Here is a 16,103-nt window from a genome sequence, read left to right on the forward strand (position 1 = left end):
GCTCAAAAACGAGCGCGCCCAGTGAGCATCTCTGTAACGGCAGGTTCTACCCGGTCGCTACGTATTCAGAGATGCCGCTGGGCGCGCAAGATTAACAGCAATTGCTTACGGTTGGATCAATGCACATCCTTCCAGTATTCGCGTTTGAGCAGATAAGCGAATACGAAGAAGAAGGCCAGGTACAGCAACACATATGTACCAATGCGCTGGTGCTGGAGTTTGACCGGGTTGGCCGAGTAGGCCAGGAAGGTCACGAGATTCTTGACCTTCTCGTCAAACTGCTCGCCAGTCAGCGCACCGGGGGTGTCTATCTTCAGTTGATCGCATGCTTCATGAGTCAGAGGCGTGCCGGTCAACGGATCGTATTGCTTCTTGCCGTCTTCAACGACCTGAATCTGCTTGCATCCTACCACTTGCTTGCCTTGCAGTCCGGCCAGAACGTTAGGCATACCGACGTTCGGGAACACTCGGTTGTTCACACCCCATGGGCGTGTCGGATCGGCGTAGAAAGACTTCAGGTAGCCGTAGAGCCAGTCGGTACCGCGAACACGCGCCACCAGGGTCAGGTCGGGCGGTGCGGCGCCGAACCAAACCTTGGCGTCGGCCGGTTGCATGCCGATGCTCATGTGGTCGCCAATCTTGGCGCCGGTGAACACCAGCTTGTCGAGCATCACTTCATGCGGAATGCCAAGGTCATCGGCCACGCGTTCATAACGCTGGAACTTGGCACTGTGGCAACCCATGCAGTAGTTGACGAACGTACGTGCGCCATCTTGCAGGGCAGCCTTGTCCGATACGTCGATATCGACTTTTTCCAACTCCGGACCGCCGTGTTCGGCAGCGAAGGACAGGAGCGGCAGCGCCGCAAGCATCAATGCAACAAATAATTTTTTCATCAGCCAGTCACCCTTTCCGGAACCGGTTTGGTCTTCTCTAGCCGGGTGTAGAACGGCATCAGAATGAAGTAGGCGAAGTACAGGAAGGTGCAGACCTGCGACAGCAGCGTACGCTCAGGAGTCGGCGCCAATACGCCCAGAACGCCCAGGATCACGAATGCAATGCAGAACACCCACAACCAGATTTTGCTCAGCCAGCCCTTGTAGCGCATGGACTTGACCGGGCTTCGATCGAGCCAAGGCAACACGAACAGTACCGCGATGGCCGCGCCCATGGCGATGACGCCCATGAGCTTGTCGGGGATCGCCCGCAAGATCGCGTAGAACGGTGTGAAGTACCAGACCGGTGCGATGTGCTCAGGTGTCTTGAAGGCGTTGGCCTGTTCGAAGTTAGGCTTCTCCAGGAAATAGCCACCCATCTCCGGGAAAAAGAACACGATCGAGCAGAACACGAACAGGAACACGACGACACCGACAATGTCTTTCACGGTGTAGTACGGGTGGAACGGAATGCCATCCAGCGGGATGCCGTTCTCGTCCTTGTGCTTCTTGATGTCCACGCCATCGGGGTTGTTGGAACCCACTTCGTGCAGCGCCAGGATGTGCAGCACCACCAGACCGAGGATCACGATGGGCAGGGCCACTACGTGCAGGGCGAAGAAGCGGTTCAGGGTGATACCGGAGATCAGGTAGTCACCACGGATCCACTGGGTCAGGTCGTTGCCGATCACTGGGATCGCGCCGAACAGCGAGATGATCACCTGCGCCCCCCAGTACGACATCTGGCCCCACGGCAGCAGGTAACCCATGAAGGCTTCGGCCATCAGCGCCAGGTAGATCAGCATGCCGAAGACCCACACCAGCTCACGGGGCTTCTGGTACGAACCGTAGAGCAGACCACGGAACATGTGCAGATAAACCACGATGAAGAACGCCGAAGCGCCGGTGGAGTGCAGCAGACGCAGGATCGAGCCGTACTCGACGTCACGCATGATGTATTCGACGGAAGCGAATGCCTCCTCCGCCGAAGGGGTGTAGCTCATGGTCAGCCAGACGCCGGTGACGATCTGGTTGACCAGCACCAGCAGTGCCAGGGAGCCGAAGAAGTAGAAGAAGTTGAAGTTTTTTGGCGCGTAATACTTGCTGAGATGGTCTTCCCACATTTTGGTGGCGGGGAAGCGCGCATCTACCCAATCCATGAACTTACTCATTACGCGTTCTCCTTGTCGAGGCCAATGACAATGATGTCGTTAGATTCGTAGTTATGCGGAGGCACGGGTAGGTTCAGTGGAGCAGGTTGCGACTTGTAGACGCGTCCGGCCAGGTCGTAGTGCGAACCGTGACAGGGGCAGAAATAGCCGCCGACCCAATCTTTGCCCAAGTCGACCGGCGCCACTTCAGGGCGGAAAGTAGGTGAGCATCCCAGGTGGGTACACAGCCCGACCAGCAGCAGAATCTCTGGCTTGATCGAGCGCACTTCATTCTTGGCGTAAGCGGGTTGGTCGGATTTCTCAGATTTGGGGTCAGACAACTGGCCTTCGATCTTTTTCAGATTTCCCAGGATTTCCTCTGTACGACGAACAATGAACACCGGCTGCCCGCGCCACTCAGCAATCATCTGCTGGCCTGGCTCGATCTTGCTGATATTCACCTTCACCGGTGCACCTGCGGCTTTCGCCTTGGCACTGGGAAACCATGACCCCACGAACGGGACCGCAGCCCCCACCGCTCCTGCAGCACCCACAACGGATGTGGCTGCTACCAAGAAGCGACGCCGGCCTGCATTCACGCCGTCATTGCTCATTCAGTCCTCTCCCATCAGCTTTTTGGCCTGTTAAATCAGGCGTCTACTAAGTATTAAATCTGAACTTATAAAAATTTTGCCGAATGGTAATGAAAAGCCCCACGTATGACAAGGGAATTGCCCGGGCCTCCGCCTCCAGGCCCTGTAGTATAGGGGGTCTACGGATGTGGCAAGTTGTCACGCTCAAATTAATGCATAAATTGCAGGCAATAAAAAACGCCCAGCTCCGTGAGGAGGCTGGGCGTTTTTGTGGAACGTAAAGCGAATTAACGCTTCGAGTACTGCGGACGCTTACGCGCTTTACGCAGACCGACTTTCTTACGTTCAACTTCACGGGCATCGCGAGTCACGAAGCCAGCTTTGCGCAGAGCGCCACGCAGGGTTTCGTCGTACTGCATCAGAGCGCGAGTGATACCGTGGCGGATTGCGCCAGCTTGACCACTTACACCGCCACCGATAACAGTGACGTAGATGTCGAACTTTTCAACAGTCTCGGTCAGTTCCAGCGGCTGACGAACTACCATGCGGGCAGTTTCGCGGCCGAAGAAATTGTCCAGGGTGCGATTGTTGATCGAGATGTTACCAGTACCCGGACGCAGGAAAACGCGTGCGGTTGCGGTTTTGCGACGGCCAGTGCCGTAATTTTGAGTCGCCGACATAATGAACTATTCCGTTAAAACTTCAGTTCTTGGGGCTGCTGAGCAGCATGAGGGTGAGCAGCGCCCGCATAGACTTTCAGCTTGCGAAACATATCGCGACCCAGTGGGCCCTTCGGCAGCATGCCTTTAACCGCGATTTCAATCGGGGCCTCAGGCTTCTTGGCGATCAGACCTTCGAAATTGGAAGACTTGATGCCGCCTGGGAAACCGGAGTGACGGTAGTACATTTTGTCTTGCGCTTTGTTGCCGGTAACACGTACCTGCTCAGCGTTGATGATCACGATGTAGTCACCGGTGTCAACGTGAGGGGTGTATTCAGGCTTGTGCTTGCCACGCAGACGGCTGGCGACTTCAGTGGCCAGACGACCCAGAGTCTGACCAGCGGCGTCGACGACAAACCAGTCGCGCTGAACTGTTTCCGGTTTTGCAGTAAAAGTTGTCATTCTTTAATAGCCTCAGGGGCCGCCCTGTAAATTAGACGGCGGATCTTACTGAATAGTGCGTACTTTGACAAGTCAAAGGCAGCCGGATACAGACGCTATCGGGGGCTCGGGTCAGCGCGTCCGTTCAACGGCAAGATTCTTCGGCAGGCGGCGCATCACTTCCACTGCAGAAAGAGGTGGGCAATTATGCAGATTGCGAAAAAAAATTCAACCTGCTTTTATGATTGTTTTCCCCGAAGGAGTACCCGATGGATTATCGACAGCTGGGCCGCACCGATCTGAACGTGAGCGCGATAGCCTTGGGCACCATGACCTGGGGTGAGCAGAACAGCGAGGCAGAGGCCTTCGCCCAGATCGAACGGGCCAAGGCCGCGGGGATCAACTTCCTCGACACGGCGGAAATGTACCCGGTACCGCCCAAGGCCGATACCTACGCCACCACCGAGCGTTACATCGGTCATTACTTCAAGAGCCGCGGCGATCGGGCCGACTGGGTGCTCGCCAGCAAGATCGCCGGCCCCGGCAACACCATTGACTATATCCGCGACGGTCACCTGCGCCACAACCGCAAGCACATCGTCGAAGCGCTGGATGCCAGCCTCAAGCGCCTGCAGACCGACTGGATCGACCTCTATCAACTGCACTGGCCAGAGCGCAGCACCAACTTCTTCGGCCAACTGAGCTACAAGCACAAGGACGAAGACAACCTCACCCCGTTCGAGGAAACCCTCGAAGTCCTGGACGAACAGGTCAAGGCCGGCAAGATCCGCCATATCGGCCTGTCCAACGAAACCCCATGGGGCGCCATGAAGTTCCTGGCCCTGGCCGAAGCCCGTGGCTGGCCGCGTGCGGTGTCGATCCAGAACCCCTACAACCTGCTCAACCGCAGCTTCGAAGTGGGACTGGCAGAAGTCGCCATCCGCGAGCAATGCGGCCTGCTGGCCTACTCGCCCCTGGCGTTTGGCATGCTCAGCGGCAAATACGAAAACGGCGCGCGTCCTGCCAAAGGTCGCCTGAGCCTGTACAGCCGTTTCAGTCGTTACTTCAACCCGCAGTCGGAAGCGGCATGCAGCCGTTACGTGGCCCTGGCGCGGGAGCATGGCCTGGATCCGGCACAAATGGCCCTGGCGTTCGTGACGCAACAACCGTTCGTGACCAGCAATATCATTGGGGCAACGACGCTGGAGCAACTGGACAGCAACATTGCCAGCGCCACGCTGAAACTGTCCAAAGAGGTGTTGGAAGGGATTGAGGCTATTCAGAAGGATCATCCGAATCCAGCGCCGTGATTAACCTTTAGCCCGCCATCGGGAGCAAGCCCCCCCCCACATTTGAATGTATTCACAAATCAAAATGTGGGAGGGAGCTTGCTGCCGATGGGGCCCTCAGCGACACCACACCCTCAAAGCGCCCGCGCAATAATCTCCTTCATGATCTCATTGGTCCCCGCATAAATCCGCTGCACCCGCGCATCCGCCCAGGCGCGGGCGATCGGGTATTCCCACATGAAACCGTAGCCGCCGTGCAACTGCACGCACTCATCGAGCACCTTGCATTGCAGGTCCGTGGCCCAGTATTTGGCCATCGCCGCCGTGGGCACATCGAGCTTGCCCTCCAGGTGCAGCGCCATGCATTTATCGACGAACACACGCCCGATCTGAATCTCGGTGGCCATCTCCGCCAGCTTGAAGCGGGTGTTCTGGAAGTCGGCGATCGCCTTGCCAAAGGCTTTGCGTTCGCGGGTGTAGTCGAGGGTCCATTGCAGTGCGGCTTCGGCTGACGCCAGCGCGCCAATCGCCACGGTCAAGCGTTCCTGGGGCAGCTCCTGCATCAAGTAGGCAAAGCCCATGCCCGCCTGGCCTAATAGGTTTTCCTTGGGTACCCGCACGTCCTGGAAGAACAGCTCCGAGGTGTCCTGGGCCTTCATGCCGACCTTCTCCAGGCGCTTGCCCTTGTCGAAGCCCGGTGTGTCGGCCTCCACCAGAAACAGGCTGGTGCCCTTCGCGCCGGCCTTGGGGTCGGTCTTGGCCACCACGATCACCAGGTCGGCGAGAAAGCCATTGGTGATGAAGGTCTTGGAGCCGTTGATCACATACTCATCGCCGTCCAGCACCGCTGTGGTCTTGACCCCTTGCAGGTCGGACCCGGCACCCGGCTCGGTCATCGCGATGGCCGTGACACGTTCGCCGGAGATCAACTGGGGCAAGTACTTGTGTTTCAGCGCTTCACTGCCGTAATGCAGGATGTACGGCGCGACAATGTCCGAATGCAGTGAGAAGCCGATGCCGGTCAATCCCAGGCGGCTGATTTCCTCGATCACCACCGCACTGTAGAGAAAGTCCGCGCCCAGGCCGCCGTATTCCTCCGGCAGATGGGAGCACAGCATCCCCGCCTCGCCCGCCTTGTTCCACAACCCACGGTCGATATAGCCCTGCTTCTCCCATTGCCCATGGAACGGGACGGCGTCTTTTTCAAGGAAAGTGCGCACGCTCTCGCGGAAGAGCTCGTGCTCCGGGCTGAACAAGGTTCTGGGAATCATGGCGTCACCTGCGTGGATTGTCGGACAAAGACAAACCACAGAGCCTATGCCGCGAAGGCGTCACGGGACACTGGACACATGCGACAAAAAATAAGACGATCCAGCCGTCTGGTGACCACTTTCCCCTATAAGAATAAATGAAATTATGTCTAACCAAATCTCCACGCCCTTGCGGCGCGTCAGCATTTTGGCCATTGATCGGGTATTCGCTTCCACCCTCATGCAAGCCAAGGATTTCTTTCACCTCGCCAGCCTGCGTTACGGCAAACAGCAAGGCCTGGGCCTGACCCCGGCGTTCGAAACGCGCCTGGTCAGCCCCGACGGGCAATCGGTGCGCAGCTTCAGTGATGTGATCATGCCGGTGGACGGCGGCCTGGAAGACGCCGACATCATCGTGCTACCGGCCTTCTGGGATGACTTCGACGCCCTGTGCACGCGCTACCCGCAGGTACTGCCATGGCTGCGCGAACAACACGCGCGTGGCGCCGTACTCTGCGGCGAAGCCACCGGTGTGTTCTGGCTGGCCGAGGCCGGCTTGCTCGATGGCAAGGAGGCGACCACCTACTGGCGCTTCTTCAATACCTTCAGCGAGCGCTTCCCCAAGGTTCAGCTCAACCAGGACAAGCACCTCACCGACGCCGACAACCTGTATTGCGCCGGCGGCACCACTTCGGCGTGCGACCTCTACATCTATCTGATCGAACGCTTCTGCGGCGCCAACATCGCCCAGGCAGTGGCCCGCGATATTCTCTACGAAGTGCAGCGCAATTATTCACCCGGACGCATCGGTTTTGGCGGCCAGAAGCTGCACCAGGATGTGATCATCCTGCAGATCCAGCACTGGCTCGAAGAACACTTTGCCGACAAGTTCCGCTTCGAAGACGTGGCCCGGGAGCACGGCATGAGCATCCGCAACTTCATGCGCCGCTTCCAGACCGCCACCGGCGACAAGCCGCTGCATTACCTGCAGCGCTTGCGCATCGAGACGGCAAAAGGCCTGCTCTCGGGCAGCCGCAAGAGCATCAAGACCATCAGTTATGAGGTGGGTTACGACGACGCGAGCTTCTTTGCGCGGTTGTTCAGGCAACACACCGAGCTGTCACCGAACCAGTACCGCCAGCAATTCCAGCAAGCCGCATAAGCAAATGTGGGAGCAAGCCCCCTCCCACACTTTTTACTGCGTCGTGCTTAAGGCTTGTGCGCCCGCGACAGGAACTCGTGGGATTGCATTTCCAGCAAGCGGCTCAGGGTGCGCTGGAATTCGAAGTTCAGGCGCCCGCCGGTGTAGAGGTCCTTGAGTTCGACTTCCGCCGAAATGATCAACTTGACGTTACGGTCGTAGAATTCGTCGACCATGTTGATGAAACGGCGCGCGATGTCGTCGGTGGAAACGCTCATCTGCTCCACGCCGCTCAAGATCACCGCGTGGAAGATCTTGCCCAGTTCGATGTAGTCGTTCTGGCTGCGCGGGCCGTCGCACAGTTCGCGGAAGTCGAACCAGGCCACGTCATCGCAGGTACGCAGCGCGATGATTTCGCGGTTTTCGATGATCAACTTGTCGTTTTCCACCGCCTGGGTGCATTCCGGCGTGAGCGCGCGAAAGCTCTTGCGCAGGCTTTCTTGCGCCACGTCGTTGAGCGGATAGTGGAACAACTCCGCCTGCTCCAGGTGACGCAGCCGGTAATCGACGCCGCTGTCGACGTTGACGATTTCGGTGTTCTGCTTGATCAGCGCAATGGCGGGCAGGAAACGCGCGCGTTGCAGGCCGTCCTTGTACAAGCCGTCGGGCACGATGTTCGAAGTGGCGACCAGGGTCACGCCGTTCTTGAACAGCTCTTCCATCAGAGTGCCGAGGATCATGGCGTCGGTGATGTCGGAAACGAAGAACTCATCGAAGCAGATCACCCGCGCTTCTGCGGCGAAGCGCTTGGCAATGATGGTCAGCGGGTTTTTCTCGCCCGGCAAGGTCTTCATTTCTTCGTGCACACGCTTCATGAAGCGGTGGAAGTGCGTGCGGACCTTTTCCTTGAACGGCAGCGCTTCGAAGAAGGTGTCGACCAGATAGGTTTTACCGCGGCCGACGCCGCCCCAGAAGTACAGGCCTTTGACCGATGTGCGGTCTTTCTTGCCAAACAGCTTGCCGAGCATCCCTGGCTTGCTTTGCGAGGCCGCAACCAAGTCTTCGTACAGGCGCTGCAAATGACGCACCGCCGTTTCCTGGGCCGCATCATGGAAGAATTCAGGGCGTTTCAGATCAGCTTGATATCGTTCTAGGGGCGTCATAATTTCGTTAGCAAGGCAACAAAAACGGGCCGTCACTGTAACGACGGCCCTGGATAATGGCAATCAACCCTTGGTCGGGTTAATCCTCGAGGGGGGTCAGCGCAACGCGCAGAGCCTCAATGGCGGCATCACGCGACGCGCTGTCGGCGAACTCGGCACTGTCGGCCACTGCGGCGTCGTCCAGCCATACGCTGAAGCTCAGGGCCTCAGTGCGCACGTCCAACGCGTCACCGCTTTGCAATCGCTTGGTCACGGCGCCCGCCGCTTTGCCATCGGCAAAGTTGCGCGACAGCAGCAGTTGCTCGCCATCGGCCGCCAGCAGGCGGAAGCGGAAGCTGCCGTCGTCTTCGCGAAAGCTCACAAAACGCGCAGCTTTCGCGGTCTTTTTCTTGGCGCTGACCGGCGCCGTAGCCTGGTTGACGAACGAACGCAGGCCCACTGCCTCACGCAACTCGGAGAGGAACGGTGCGGCCACGGCGCGGGCTTTTTGGGCGCCGATCAGCAGCAGGTCTTCCATGTCCGCCGGGCGCGACATCAATTGGTGATAACGCTCGCGCGCCTCACCCAACTGGCCGTCCAATAGCTGGAACAGACGGTTCTTCGCCTCGCCCCAGCCCAAGCCTTGCAGCAACTCGGCGCGGAACTCCGCTTCCTGGGCCTTGCTGGCAAACGCCTGGTACAGGGTGAACAGGTGCGAGTTGTCCGGGTCCTTGGCTTCGCCGGGGGCGCGGGAGTCGGTGACGATGCGCGAGATCGCGTCTTTCATGTCCTTGGCGCTAGTGAACAACGGGATGGTGTTGTCGTAGCTCTTGGACATCTTGCGGCCGTCCAGGCCCGGCAAGGTGGCGACGCTTTCTTCGATCAGCGCCTCGGGCATGGTGAAGAATTCTTTACCGTTGCCGAACAGGTGGTTGAAGCGCTGGCCGATGTCGCGGGCCATTTCCACGTGCTGGATCTGATCGCGCCCCACCGGCACCTTGTGCGCGTTGAACATCAGGATGTCCGCCGCCATCAGCACCGGATAGCTGTACAGGCCCATGGTGATGCCCGCATCCGGGTCTTCGCCGTTTTCCACGTTCTTGTCCACCGACGCTTTGTAGGCGTGGGCGCGGTTGAGCAGGCCCTTGGCGGCGACGCATGTCAGCAGCCAGGTCAGCTCGGGGATCTCCGGGATGTCCGACTGGCGATAGAACGTCACGCGGTTCACATCCAGGCCACCGGCCAGCCAGGTCGCGGCGATTTCCATACGCGAGCGCTGGATGCGCTGCGGGTCATCGCATTTGATCAGGGCGTGGTAGTCGGCCAGGAAGTAGAAAGAGTCGGCATTGGCGTCCTGACTGGCGAGGATCGCCGGGCGGATCGCACCGGCGTAGTTGCCCAGGTGCGGCGTGCCGGTGGTGGTGATGCCGGTGAGGATACGGGTACGAGTCGTCATGGGTAATCGCTTGTCAGACTGCTGTCAATTCGAGAGGCGCGGCAGTACCAGATCCTTCAGATCGGTCAGCTTGCCATGAAAAAAGTGTCCGCATTCTGCCACTTTCAGCAGCTCATGGGGGCGTTTCAGGGCGGCGGACCAGTTGTAGACGGCTTGGGGGTCGACCACTTCGTCGGTTTCCGGCTGGATCAGGGTCAACGGGCAGCCCTGGGGCAGCGCGTCCGTATCGCGCAGGCGCATGACCGCCGGGGCGACCATGAACAGGTGCGCAAGCTTTTCACCCTTGGCTTCCAGACGGCCGCCGAGGCTGGCAGCGACAAAGCCACCGAAGGAAAAACCGAACAAGGTGATCGGCAAGTCCGGGTGTTTTTCCCGCAGCCAGGTGGCGGCTGCTTCGGCATCGTCCACTTCGCCGCTGGCCATGTCGTGGGTACCGGCGCTGGCGCCGACGCCACGGTAATTGAATCGCAACGTAATCAAACCGGCATCGCGGGCGGTGCGTTGCAGGGTCGAAACAACTTTATTGAGCATGGTCCCACCCTGTACCGGGTTGGGATGGCAGATCAGCGCCAGGCCACGTGGCTCGGGCTGCCCCAGGTACAGGGCTTCCAATTGGCCCACGGGGCCATCGATCAAAACGGGGGTTTCACGCATGAGCAAGGAATGAACTCCGTGACCTCTCAAAGGGTCGACTCGTCTAGCTAAAAGTCTGTGCATGGCATCATTGCGAGCTTAATCGCGGTATACAGCGCAGGTCCGAGCCGTTAACGTAAAGCAAAGCCGTTTATAGAGGAAGGACTCGTGGAACACTCGCTCTTAGTTTGGTTGTTGCCGACTCTCGCCCTGGTTGCCGGTGTCGCCATTGGATTCCTGGTTGCCCGCCTGCTGCCAAATGCCGCGCCTAACCGCACGCAGCGTCAGTTGGATGACATTCAGGAACGTTTTGACAATTATCAGAACGAGGTTGTTACCCACTTCAACAGCACCGCGACCCTGGTCAAGAAGCTCACCCAGAGCTACCAGGAAGTACAGGATCACCTCGCCGATGGCGCCAACCGCCTGGCCCTCGACGACATAACCCGCCAGCGCCTGCTGGCCGCGCTGCATTCCGATGCTCCGCAAACCCCACGGGAGCGCTTGACCCCGCCACGGGAAAACCAGGAGCCGCCACGGGACTACGCGCCAAAGACGCCGAACGCCCCAGGCATGCTGGACGAGCATTACGGCTTGAAGAAGTAAATCCTTCCAAAAGCACTAAAAAAGCCCGGCTGATCATCGATCAGCCGGGCTTTTTTATGCGCATGAGGTGGCGAGCGGGCTTGCCACAGCGGTTAAACAGCCTGCTCCAGTAGCTGGCCGCCTTCGATCCGCACATGTCGTCCATGGAAGCGCTTGAGGCTGCTGCGATGGCCGACGCTGACGATGCTCAGGCCCGGCAATTCATCAATCAACGCCTGGTACAGCGTCGCCTCATCTTCTTCATCCATGGCCGAAGTGGCTTCGTCCATGTACAGCCATTGCGGCGCGAACAACAACGCACGGGCAAAGGCCAGCCGCTGTTGCTCACCTGGCGAGAGCATGCGTTGCCAGTGATTGGCTTCGTCCAGGCGCGCGACCAGATGGGGCAAGCGGCACGTTTCCAGGACCTGTGCATAACGTTGCGCCGGATAAACGCTGTCGTCCTGTGGATAACTCAACACGTCTTTCAGTGTCCCGATCGGCAGGTAAGGCTTCTGCGGCAGGAACAGGTAACGCGCCGCCGGCAGACGAATGCTGCCATGCCCCGCCGGCCACAAGTGGCCCATGGCGCGCAGCAAGGTGCTTTTACCGCTGCCGGAGCGGCCGCTGAGCATCAGGCGCTGGCCCGGTTCTACGGTCATGTTGGCGCCGGTCAACAGGTGGCGACCGTCAGCCAGGTCCATGCCCAGGTTCTGCACCGCCAGACGCTCACCTTCGGGGCGCACATCGATGGCCGGCGAGCGCTGCTCGTTTTCACTCATCGCCTGGTGGAAGCTCAGCAAACGATCGCTGGTGGCGCGCCAACTGGCCAGCTCCGAATACGCGTTGATAAACCAGCTGAAGTTCTCTTGCACATTGCCGAACGCCGAGTTGATTTGCATCAGCTCGCCCAGTTGGATCTTGCCGGTGAAGTAGCGCGGCGCGGCGACGATGAACGGGAAGATGATCGCGATCTGGCTGTAGCCGGCGGTGAAGAAGGTCAGGCGCTTGGACACTTTCATGATGTCCCAGAAGTTGTGCCAGACCTTGCCGAATCGTGCGCTCAAGCGCTGGTTCTCATTCGGTTCGCCGTTGTACAGGGCGATGCTCTCGGCATTCTCGCGCACGCGCACCATGGAGAAACGCAGGTCTGCCTCGAAGCGTTGCTGCTGGTTGTTCAAGCCGATCAGGCGCCGGCCGATCAGGTGCGTCAGCCAACTGCCCACGGCGGCATACAGCAGCGCGCACCAGAACATGTAGCCGGGGATGGTGATGCCGAACACTTCGATACTGCCCGACACGCCCCACAGAATGATCGAGAACGACACCAGACTGACCACGTTGCGCAACAGCCCAAGCCCGAGGCTCAAGGTGCTGGTGGTGAAGTTGTTGAGGTCTTCGGAGATCCGCTGGTCCGGGTTATCGGTGTAACCGCCCTGCTCCAGTTGGTAGTAGTTCTTGTCGGCCAGCCAGCGCGCGAAGTGCTTCTCGGTGAGCCAGGCCCGCCAGCGGATGGTCAGCATCTGGGTCAGATACAAACGGTACACCGCGCCGAGAATGGCCACCGTGGCGATACCGCCGAAATAGCCGATCAGTTGCCAGAAGGCGGCCGTGTCCTTTTTCTCCAGGGCGTTGTAGAAGTCTTTGTACCAGTGGTTGATCCACACCGAAATCGCCACGCTGAACAGCGAAAGCCCGATCACTGCGGCCAGCAACACCCAGGCCTTGCCCTTCTCTTCACTGTGCCAATATGGCGTGATCATCGCCCATGTTCGGCGGAAAAATTGCCCACGCACCGCGTCGTTGACCGCGGAATACTCAGCGTTCTGATTCATCGTTCAGGCTCGGTAGGAAAAAATGACAGGCGTTTGAACCGATCATAGTCGATCGGTTCAGGACTCCGTATGGCCTGAAGCGGATTGTTCAGACTTCGTTCAGCGGCGTACAGGGCGCTTCTGCAGCTTGCGTTGCAAGGTGCGGCGGTGCATGCCGAGCGCGCGGGCAGTGGCGGAGATATTGCCTTCGTGTTCGGTGAGTACACGCTGGATGTGTTCCCACTGCAGACGGTCCACCGACATCGGGTTTTCCGGCACCAGGGTGTCGAGGTCGGCGTGCTCGGAGAGCAAGGCCGCCAGCACGTCGTCGGCGTCTGCCGGCTTGCACAGGTAGTTGCAGGCGCCGCGCTTGATGGCCTCGACGGCCGTGGCGATGCTGGAGTAACCGGTGAGGATCACCACGCGCATTTCCGGGTCGAGTTCCAGCAGTTTGGGCAGCAGCACCAGGCCGGAGTCGCCGTCCATTTTCAGGTCGAGCGCGGCGTAGTCCGGCAGGTCGTCCTGGGCGATGGCCAGGCCTTCCTCGGCGGAACCTGCGGTGCTGACGCGAAAACCGCGACGGCTCATGGCGCGTGCCATCACGCGGGTAAAGGTAGCGTCGTCATCTACCAGCAGCAGGTGCGGCAGTTCTTCGCCTTCGACTTGGATCTCGTCACTCATCGATATCTCCTCGTGCGACACGGGGCAGGCGCAGCTCGGTGAGCGTGCCGCCTTCCTCATGACTATAGAGCTTCACTGAGCCGCCCGCGCGGGTCACGCTGGCCTTGCTCAAAAACAGGCCGAGGCCGAAGCCTTTGCCCTTGGTGGTAAAGAAAGGTTTACCGATCTGCTCGGCAATAGCCAGTGGCACACCTGCGCCGTGGTCGCGAATGCTGATGGTCAGGTTTTCCACATCCCAGTCCAACCGCACTTCCAGGCCTTCAGGGCAGGCGTCGGCAGCGTTGTTCAGCAGGTTGAGCAAGGCCTGGGTCAAGTCCGGCGGCGGCGCCATGCGCGGCACGCTGCCCTGACCCAAGAGGTGGAAGCGGTAACTGACTTCGGGGCGCATCAGGTGCCAGCGGTTCAGGGCTTCGTCGAGCCACTGGGTCACATCCTGCATCTCCACCGCCAGGCGGCGATTGGCTTCGGCGGCACGCACCAGTTGCTGCAGGGTTTGCTTGCACTGCTTGACCTGTTCGCGCAGCACGCCGAGATCTTCTTGCAGCGCCGGGTCGTGATGGTCCTGGGTCATTTCGTTGAGCAGGACGCTCATGGTCGCCAGCGGCGTGCCCAACTCGTGGGCCGCACCGGCGGCCTGGGTGGCGACGGCCAGCAGTTGCTGGTCACGCAGGCCTTCTTCGCGGCGGATGGCGCGCAGTTCTTCTTGGCGGCGCAGTTCTTCGGCCATGCGCGCGGCAAAAAAGGTGATCACGGCGGCGGACAAGGCAAAACTCAGCCACATCCCGTAGATCTGCAGGTTTTCCCGGGCGATCGGGAACGTTTGCAACGGGTAGAACTGCGCGAGCAGCAAGGTGTAGAGGGTCAGGGCGATGCCCGACAGCACCACCGAATAGCGCCAGGGCAAGGTCACTGCGGCGATGGTCAGCGGCACCAGGTAATACGAGACGAACGGGTTCGTGGAGCCGCCGGAAAAATACAGCAACACACTGTGGATAATCAGGTCACAGGCCAATTGCAGGGCGTATTCCAGCTCGGTCACCGGCCACGTGGTGCGCAACCGGATCGCGGTGAACACACACAGCACGATGGAAAAGCCGAGGGTCACGGACAGTTGCAGCCAGGGCAGCGGCAACAGGTCGAACCAATAGGCGAGCCCGACGGAGCCAGCCTGGGCGGCCAGTACCAGGGTGCGGATGAACGTCAGGCGCCAGAGGTTCTGGCGGGTGGCGGAAGTCAGTTTTACGGCGGCGAGCATGAGCTCTCCCGGTGAGCGCTGCAGGCGGATCGGCAGGAGTATAAACGAAGCGACGCCTCGGGCATTGGGCGTGTGGCTCTTTGACGCAGGCCGGAAAAACCACCGCTCGTCGGCAGCCGGTCAATGTGTAGAGAATGTGTAAACCCGAAGAACCCGAAGCCACCGTCTACAGTCATACCGATACGAACACCTCAAGGAGCTCCCATGTCTCGTTTCATTCGCACTGCAACCTTTCTCACCCTCAGCGCCAGCACCCTGGCCAGCCTTCCGGCACTGGCGGCCGATGAGCTGCATTACAACCAGATTTCCCTGCGCGCCGAGGCCAGCCAGGAAGTGGCCCGCGACAAGATGATCGTGACGCTCTACACCGAGTCGCAGAATGCCGACCCGGCCAAGCTCGCCGCCGAAATCACCACCACGATGAACCAGGCCCTGGCCCAGGCCCGCGAAGCCCAGGGCGTGACCCTGCGCCAGGGCAGCCGCAACAGCTACCCGATCTACGACACCAAGAACCAGAAGATCACCGGCTGGCGCGAACGCGCCGAACTGCGCCTGGAAAGTGCGGACTTCCCGGCGCTGTCCAAACTCACCGGCGAGCTGCTTACTACCCTGAAAATGGAAAACATGGACTTCGCCATCGCCGACACCACGCGCAAGGCCAGCGAAGATGCGCTGCTCAAGGACGCGGTCGCCGCGTTCAAGGCCCGCGCCCAACTGGCCACCGAGGCGCTGGGCGGCAAGGGTTACAAGATCGTCAACTTGAACTTCAACACCAATGGCTACCCACAACCGTATGCACGTGGCGCAATGATGATGAAGGCTGCCATGATGGATTCAGCGCCGACACCGGAAGTGGAAGCCGGCACCAGCCAGGTGAGCATGAGTGCCGACGGGGTGATCGAAGTCCTGCAGTAACCCACCTGCTCGACGTCGACAAGGCGCACGCCCAAGGGGTTTGCGCCTTTTTTTTGTGTGTCTGATGAGCCGATCGCTTCATATCCAGCAGCATATTCGTTGGAATCAACACACCAGTTTTCGATACACAAATAGAGCTGCAGCTAACAGGGAGTGCTGTG

At 59.6% G+C, this 16,103-nt stretch carries 16 protein-coding genes; 4 read left to right on the forward strand and 12 right to left on the reverse strand.

Going from position 1 to position 16,103, the window contains the following annotated elements; genetic code table 11:
- Positions 1 to 116: 116 nt before the first annotated feature.
- The 5 genes from ACLH0J_RS29480 to rplM all read right to left on the reverse strand — a co-directional run bounded on the left by ACLH0J_RS29480 (position 117) and on the right by rplM (position 3,802).
- Entirely contained in the window at positions 117 to 896 is a 780-nt protein-coding gene (locus ACLH0J_RS29480; RefSeq protein WP_411390198.1) for a cytochrome c1, read from the reverse strand.
- Positions 896 to 2,107 carry a cytochrome b gene (locus ACLH0J_RS29485; RefSeq protein WP_003171746.1) on the reverse strand — a complete coding sequence of 404 codons (1,212 nt, stop codon included), beginning with the start codon at positions 2,105 to 2,107 and terminating at the stop codon, positions 896 to 898. The genes ACLH0J_RS29480 and ACLH0J_RS29485 overlap by 1 nt, the downstream gene beginning before the upstream one ends.
- Positions 2,107 to 2,700: a ubiquinol-cytochrome c reductase iron-sulfur subunit gene (gene petA, locus ACLH0J_RS29490; RefSeq protein WP_024073429.1), complete on the reverse strand. Its 594-nt coding sequence runs from the start codon at positions 2,698 to 2,700 to the stop codon at positions 2,107 to 2,109. Before petA ends, ACLH0J_RS29485 begins: the two co-directional genes overlap by 1 nt.
- A gap of 266 nt (positions 2,701 to 2,966) precedes the next feature.
- Positions 2,967 to 3,359, reverse strand: a complete 393-nt coding sequence (gene rpsI, locus ACLH0J_RS29495) for a 30S ribosomal protein S9 (RefSeq protein WP_003171743.1) — start codon at positions 3,357 to 3,359, stop codon at positions 2,967 to 2,969.
- 14 nt (positions 3,360 to 3,373) lie between these two features.
- On the reverse strand, positions 3,374 to 3,802 hold the full coding sequence (gene rplM / locus ACLH0J_RS29500) for a 50S ribosomal protein L13 (RefSeq protein ID WP_010568039.1): 429 nt from the start codon (positions 3,800 to 3,802) through the stop codon (positions 3,374 to 3,376).
- Between the two features lie 248 nt (positions 3,803 to 4,050).
- On the opposite strand from rplM, the gene ACLH0J_RS29505 reads away from it, so the two are divergent.
- On the forward strand, positions 4,051 to 5,091 hold the full coding sequence (locus ACLH0J_RS29505) for an NADP(H)-dependent aldo-keto reductase (RefSeq protein WP_411390199.1): 1,041 nt from the start codon (positions 4,051 to 4,053) through the stop codon (positions 5,089 to 5,091).
- A gap of 113 nt (positions 5,092 to 5,204) precedes the next feature.
- On the opposite strand, the gene ACLH0J_RS29510 is transcribed toward ACLH0J_RS29505, so the two are convergent.
- Positions 5,205 to 6,341 (reverse strand): acyl-CoA dehydrogenase family protein, encoded by a 1,137-nt coding sequence (locus ACLH0J_RS29510; RefSeq protein ID WP_411390200.1) that lies wholly within the window; start codon positions 6,339 to 6,341, stop codon positions 5,205 to 5,207.
- 220 nt (positions 6,342 to 6,561) lie between these two features.
- Here ACLH0J_RS29510 and ACLH0J_RS29515 point away from each other — a divergent pair, with 220 nt between their 5' ends.
- Positions 6,562 to 7,482, forward strand: coding sequence for a GlxA family transcriptional regulator (locus ACLH0J_RS29515; RefSeq protein ID WP_411392910.1), 921 nt, complete (start codon positions 6,562 to 6,564; stop codon positions 7,480 to 7,482).
- Positions 7,483 to 7,529: 47 nt separating this feature from the next.
- Here the strand turns inward: ACLH0J_RS29515 and zapE are convergent, their stop codons facing one another.
- The 3 genes from zapE to ACLH0J_RS29530 all read right to left on the reverse strand — a co-directional run bounded on the left by zapE (position 7,530) and on the right by ACLH0J_RS29530 (position 10,713).
- Complete coding sequence (gene zapE / locus ACLH0J_RS29520) at positions 7,530 to 8,624, reverse strand: cell division protein ZapE (protein ID WP_411390201.1); 1,095 nt, start codon at positions 8,622 to 8,624, stop codon at positions 7,530 to 7,532.
- Positions 8,625 to 8,703: 79 nt separating this feature from the next.
- Positions 8,704 to 10,059: a tryptophan--tRNA ligase gene (locus ACLH0J_RS29525; protein WP_411390202.1), complete on the reverse strand. Its 1,356-nt coding sequence runs from the start codon at positions 10,057 to 10,059 to the stop codon at positions 8,704 to 8,706.
- 24 nt (positions 10,060 to 10,083) lie between these two features.
- Entirely contained in the window at positions 10,084 to 10,713 is a 630-nt protein-coding gene (locus ACLH0J_RS29530; RefSeq protein ID WP_411390203.1) for an alpha/beta hydrolase, read from the reverse strand.
- A gap of 147 nt (positions 10,714 to 10,860) precedes the next feature.
- On the opposite strand from ACLH0J_RS29530, the gene ACLH0J_RS29535 reads away from it, so the two are divergent.
- Positions 10,861 to 11,298 (forward strand): YhcB family protein, encoded by a 438-nt coding sequence (locus tag ACLH0J_RS29535; protein WP_411390204.1) that lies wholly within the window; start codon positions 10,861 to 10,863, stop codon positions 11,296 to 11,298.
- A 92-nt stretch (positions 11,299 to 11,390) separates the two neighbouring features.
- Here ACLH0J_RS29535 and ACLH0J_RS29540 read toward each other — a convergent pair whose 3' ends face one another.
- The 3 genes from ACLH0J_RS29540 to ACLH0J_RS29550 all read right to left on the reverse strand — a co-directional run bounded on the left by ACLH0J_RS29540 (position 11,391) and on the right by ACLH0J_RS29550 (position 15,027).
- On the reverse strand, positions 11,391 to 13,112 hold the full coding sequence (locus ACLH0J_RS29540) for an ABC transporter ATP-binding protein/permease (protein ID WP_411390205.1): 1,722 nt from the start codon (positions 13,110 to 13,112) through the stop codon (positions 11,391 to 11,393).
- 99 nt (positions 13,113 to 13,211) lie between these two features.
- A complete protein-coding gene (locus ACLH0J_RS29545; RefSeq protein WP_411390206.1) occupies positions 13,212 to 13,772 on the reverse strand; it encodes a response regulator transcription factor in 561 nt (186 codons plus the stop codon).
- Entirely contained in the window at positions 13,765 to 15,027 is a 1,263-nt protein-coding gene (locus tag ACLH0J_RS29550; RefSeq protein ID WP_411390207.1) for an ATP-binding protein, read from the reverse strand. Before ACLH0J_RS29550 ends, ACLH0J_RS29545 begins: the two co-directional genes overlap by 8 nt.
- A 204-nt stretch (positions 15,028 to 15,231) precedes the next feature.
- On the opposite strand from ACLH0J_RS29550, the gene ACLH0J_RS29555 reads away from it, so the two are divergent.
- Positions 15,232 to 15,942, forward strand: coding sequence for an SIMPL domain-containing protein (locus ACLH0J_RS29555; RefSeq protein ID WP_411390208.1), 711 nt, complete (start codon positions 15,232 to 15,234; stop codon positions 15,940 to 15,942).
- Positions 15,943 to 16,103: the final 161 nt, after the last annotated feature.

The sequence above is a fragment of the Pseudomonas sp. MPB23 genome (assembly GCF_046605395.1).
Lineage (GTDB): Bacteria > Pseudomonadota > Gammaproteobacteria > Pseudomonadales > Pseudomonadaceae > Aquipseudomonas.

Coding starts and splice junctions, on each gene's coding strand:
- ACLH0J_RS29480 (WP_411390198.1), bottom strand. CDS start 896: ATGAAAAAATTATTTGTTGCATTGATGCTTGCGGCGCTGCCGCTCCTG.
- zapE (WP_411390201.1), bottom strand. CDS start 8,624: ATGACGCCCCTAGAACGATATCAAGCTGATCTGAAACGCCCTGAATTC.
- ACLH0J_RS29545 (WP_411390206.1), bottom strand. CDS start 13,772: ATGAGTGACGAGATCCAAGTCGAAGGCGAAGAACTGCCGCACCTGCTG.
- ACLH0J_RS29515 (WP_411392910.1), top strand. CDS start 6,562: ATGCAAGCCAAGGATTTCTTTCACCTCGCCAGCCTGCGTTACGGCAAA.
- ACLH0J_RS29505 (WP_411390199.1), top strand. CDS start 4,051: ATGGATTATCGACAGCTGGGCCGCACCGATCTGAACGTGAGCGCGATA.
- petA (WP_024073429.1), bottom strand. CDS start 2,700: ATGAGCAATGACGGCGTGAATGCAGGCCGGCGTCGCTTCTTGGTAGCA.
- ACLH0J_RS29525 (WP_411390202.1), bottom strand. CDS start 10,059: ATGACGACTCGTACCCGTATCCTCACCGGCATCACCACCACCGGCACG.
- rplM (WP_010568039.1), bottom strand. CDS start 3,802: ATGACAACTTTTACTGCAAAACCGGAAACAGTTCAGCGCGACTGGTTT.
- ACLH0J_RS29540 (WP_411390205.1), bottom strand. CDS start 13,112: ATGAATCAGAACGCTGAGTATTCCGCGGTCAACGACGCGGTGCGTGGG.
- ACLH0J_RS29550 (WP_411390207.1), bottom strand. CDS start 15,027: ATGCTCGCCGCCGTAAAACTGACTTCCGCCACCCGCCAGAACCTCTGG.
- ACLH0J_RS29510 (WP_411390200.1), bottom strand. CDS start 6,341: ATGATTCCCAGAACCTTGTTCAGCCCGGAGCACGAGCTCTTCCGCGAG.
- ACLH0J_RS29530 (WP_411390203.1), bottom strand. CDS start 10,713: ATGCGTGAAACCCCCGTTTTGATCGATGGCCCCGTGGGCCAATTGGAA.
- rpsI (WP_003171743.1), bottom strand. CDS start 3,359: ATGTCGGCGACTCAAAATTACGGCACTGGCCGTCGCAAAACCGCAACC.
- ACLH0J_RS29485 (WP_003171746.1), bottom strand. CDS start 2,107: ATGAGTAAGTTCATGGATTGGGTAGATGCGCGCTTCCCCGCCACCAAA.
- ACLH0J_RS29555 (WP_411390208.1), top strand. CDS start 15,232: ATGTCTCGTTTCATTCGCACTGCAACCTTTCTCACCCTCAGCGCCAGC.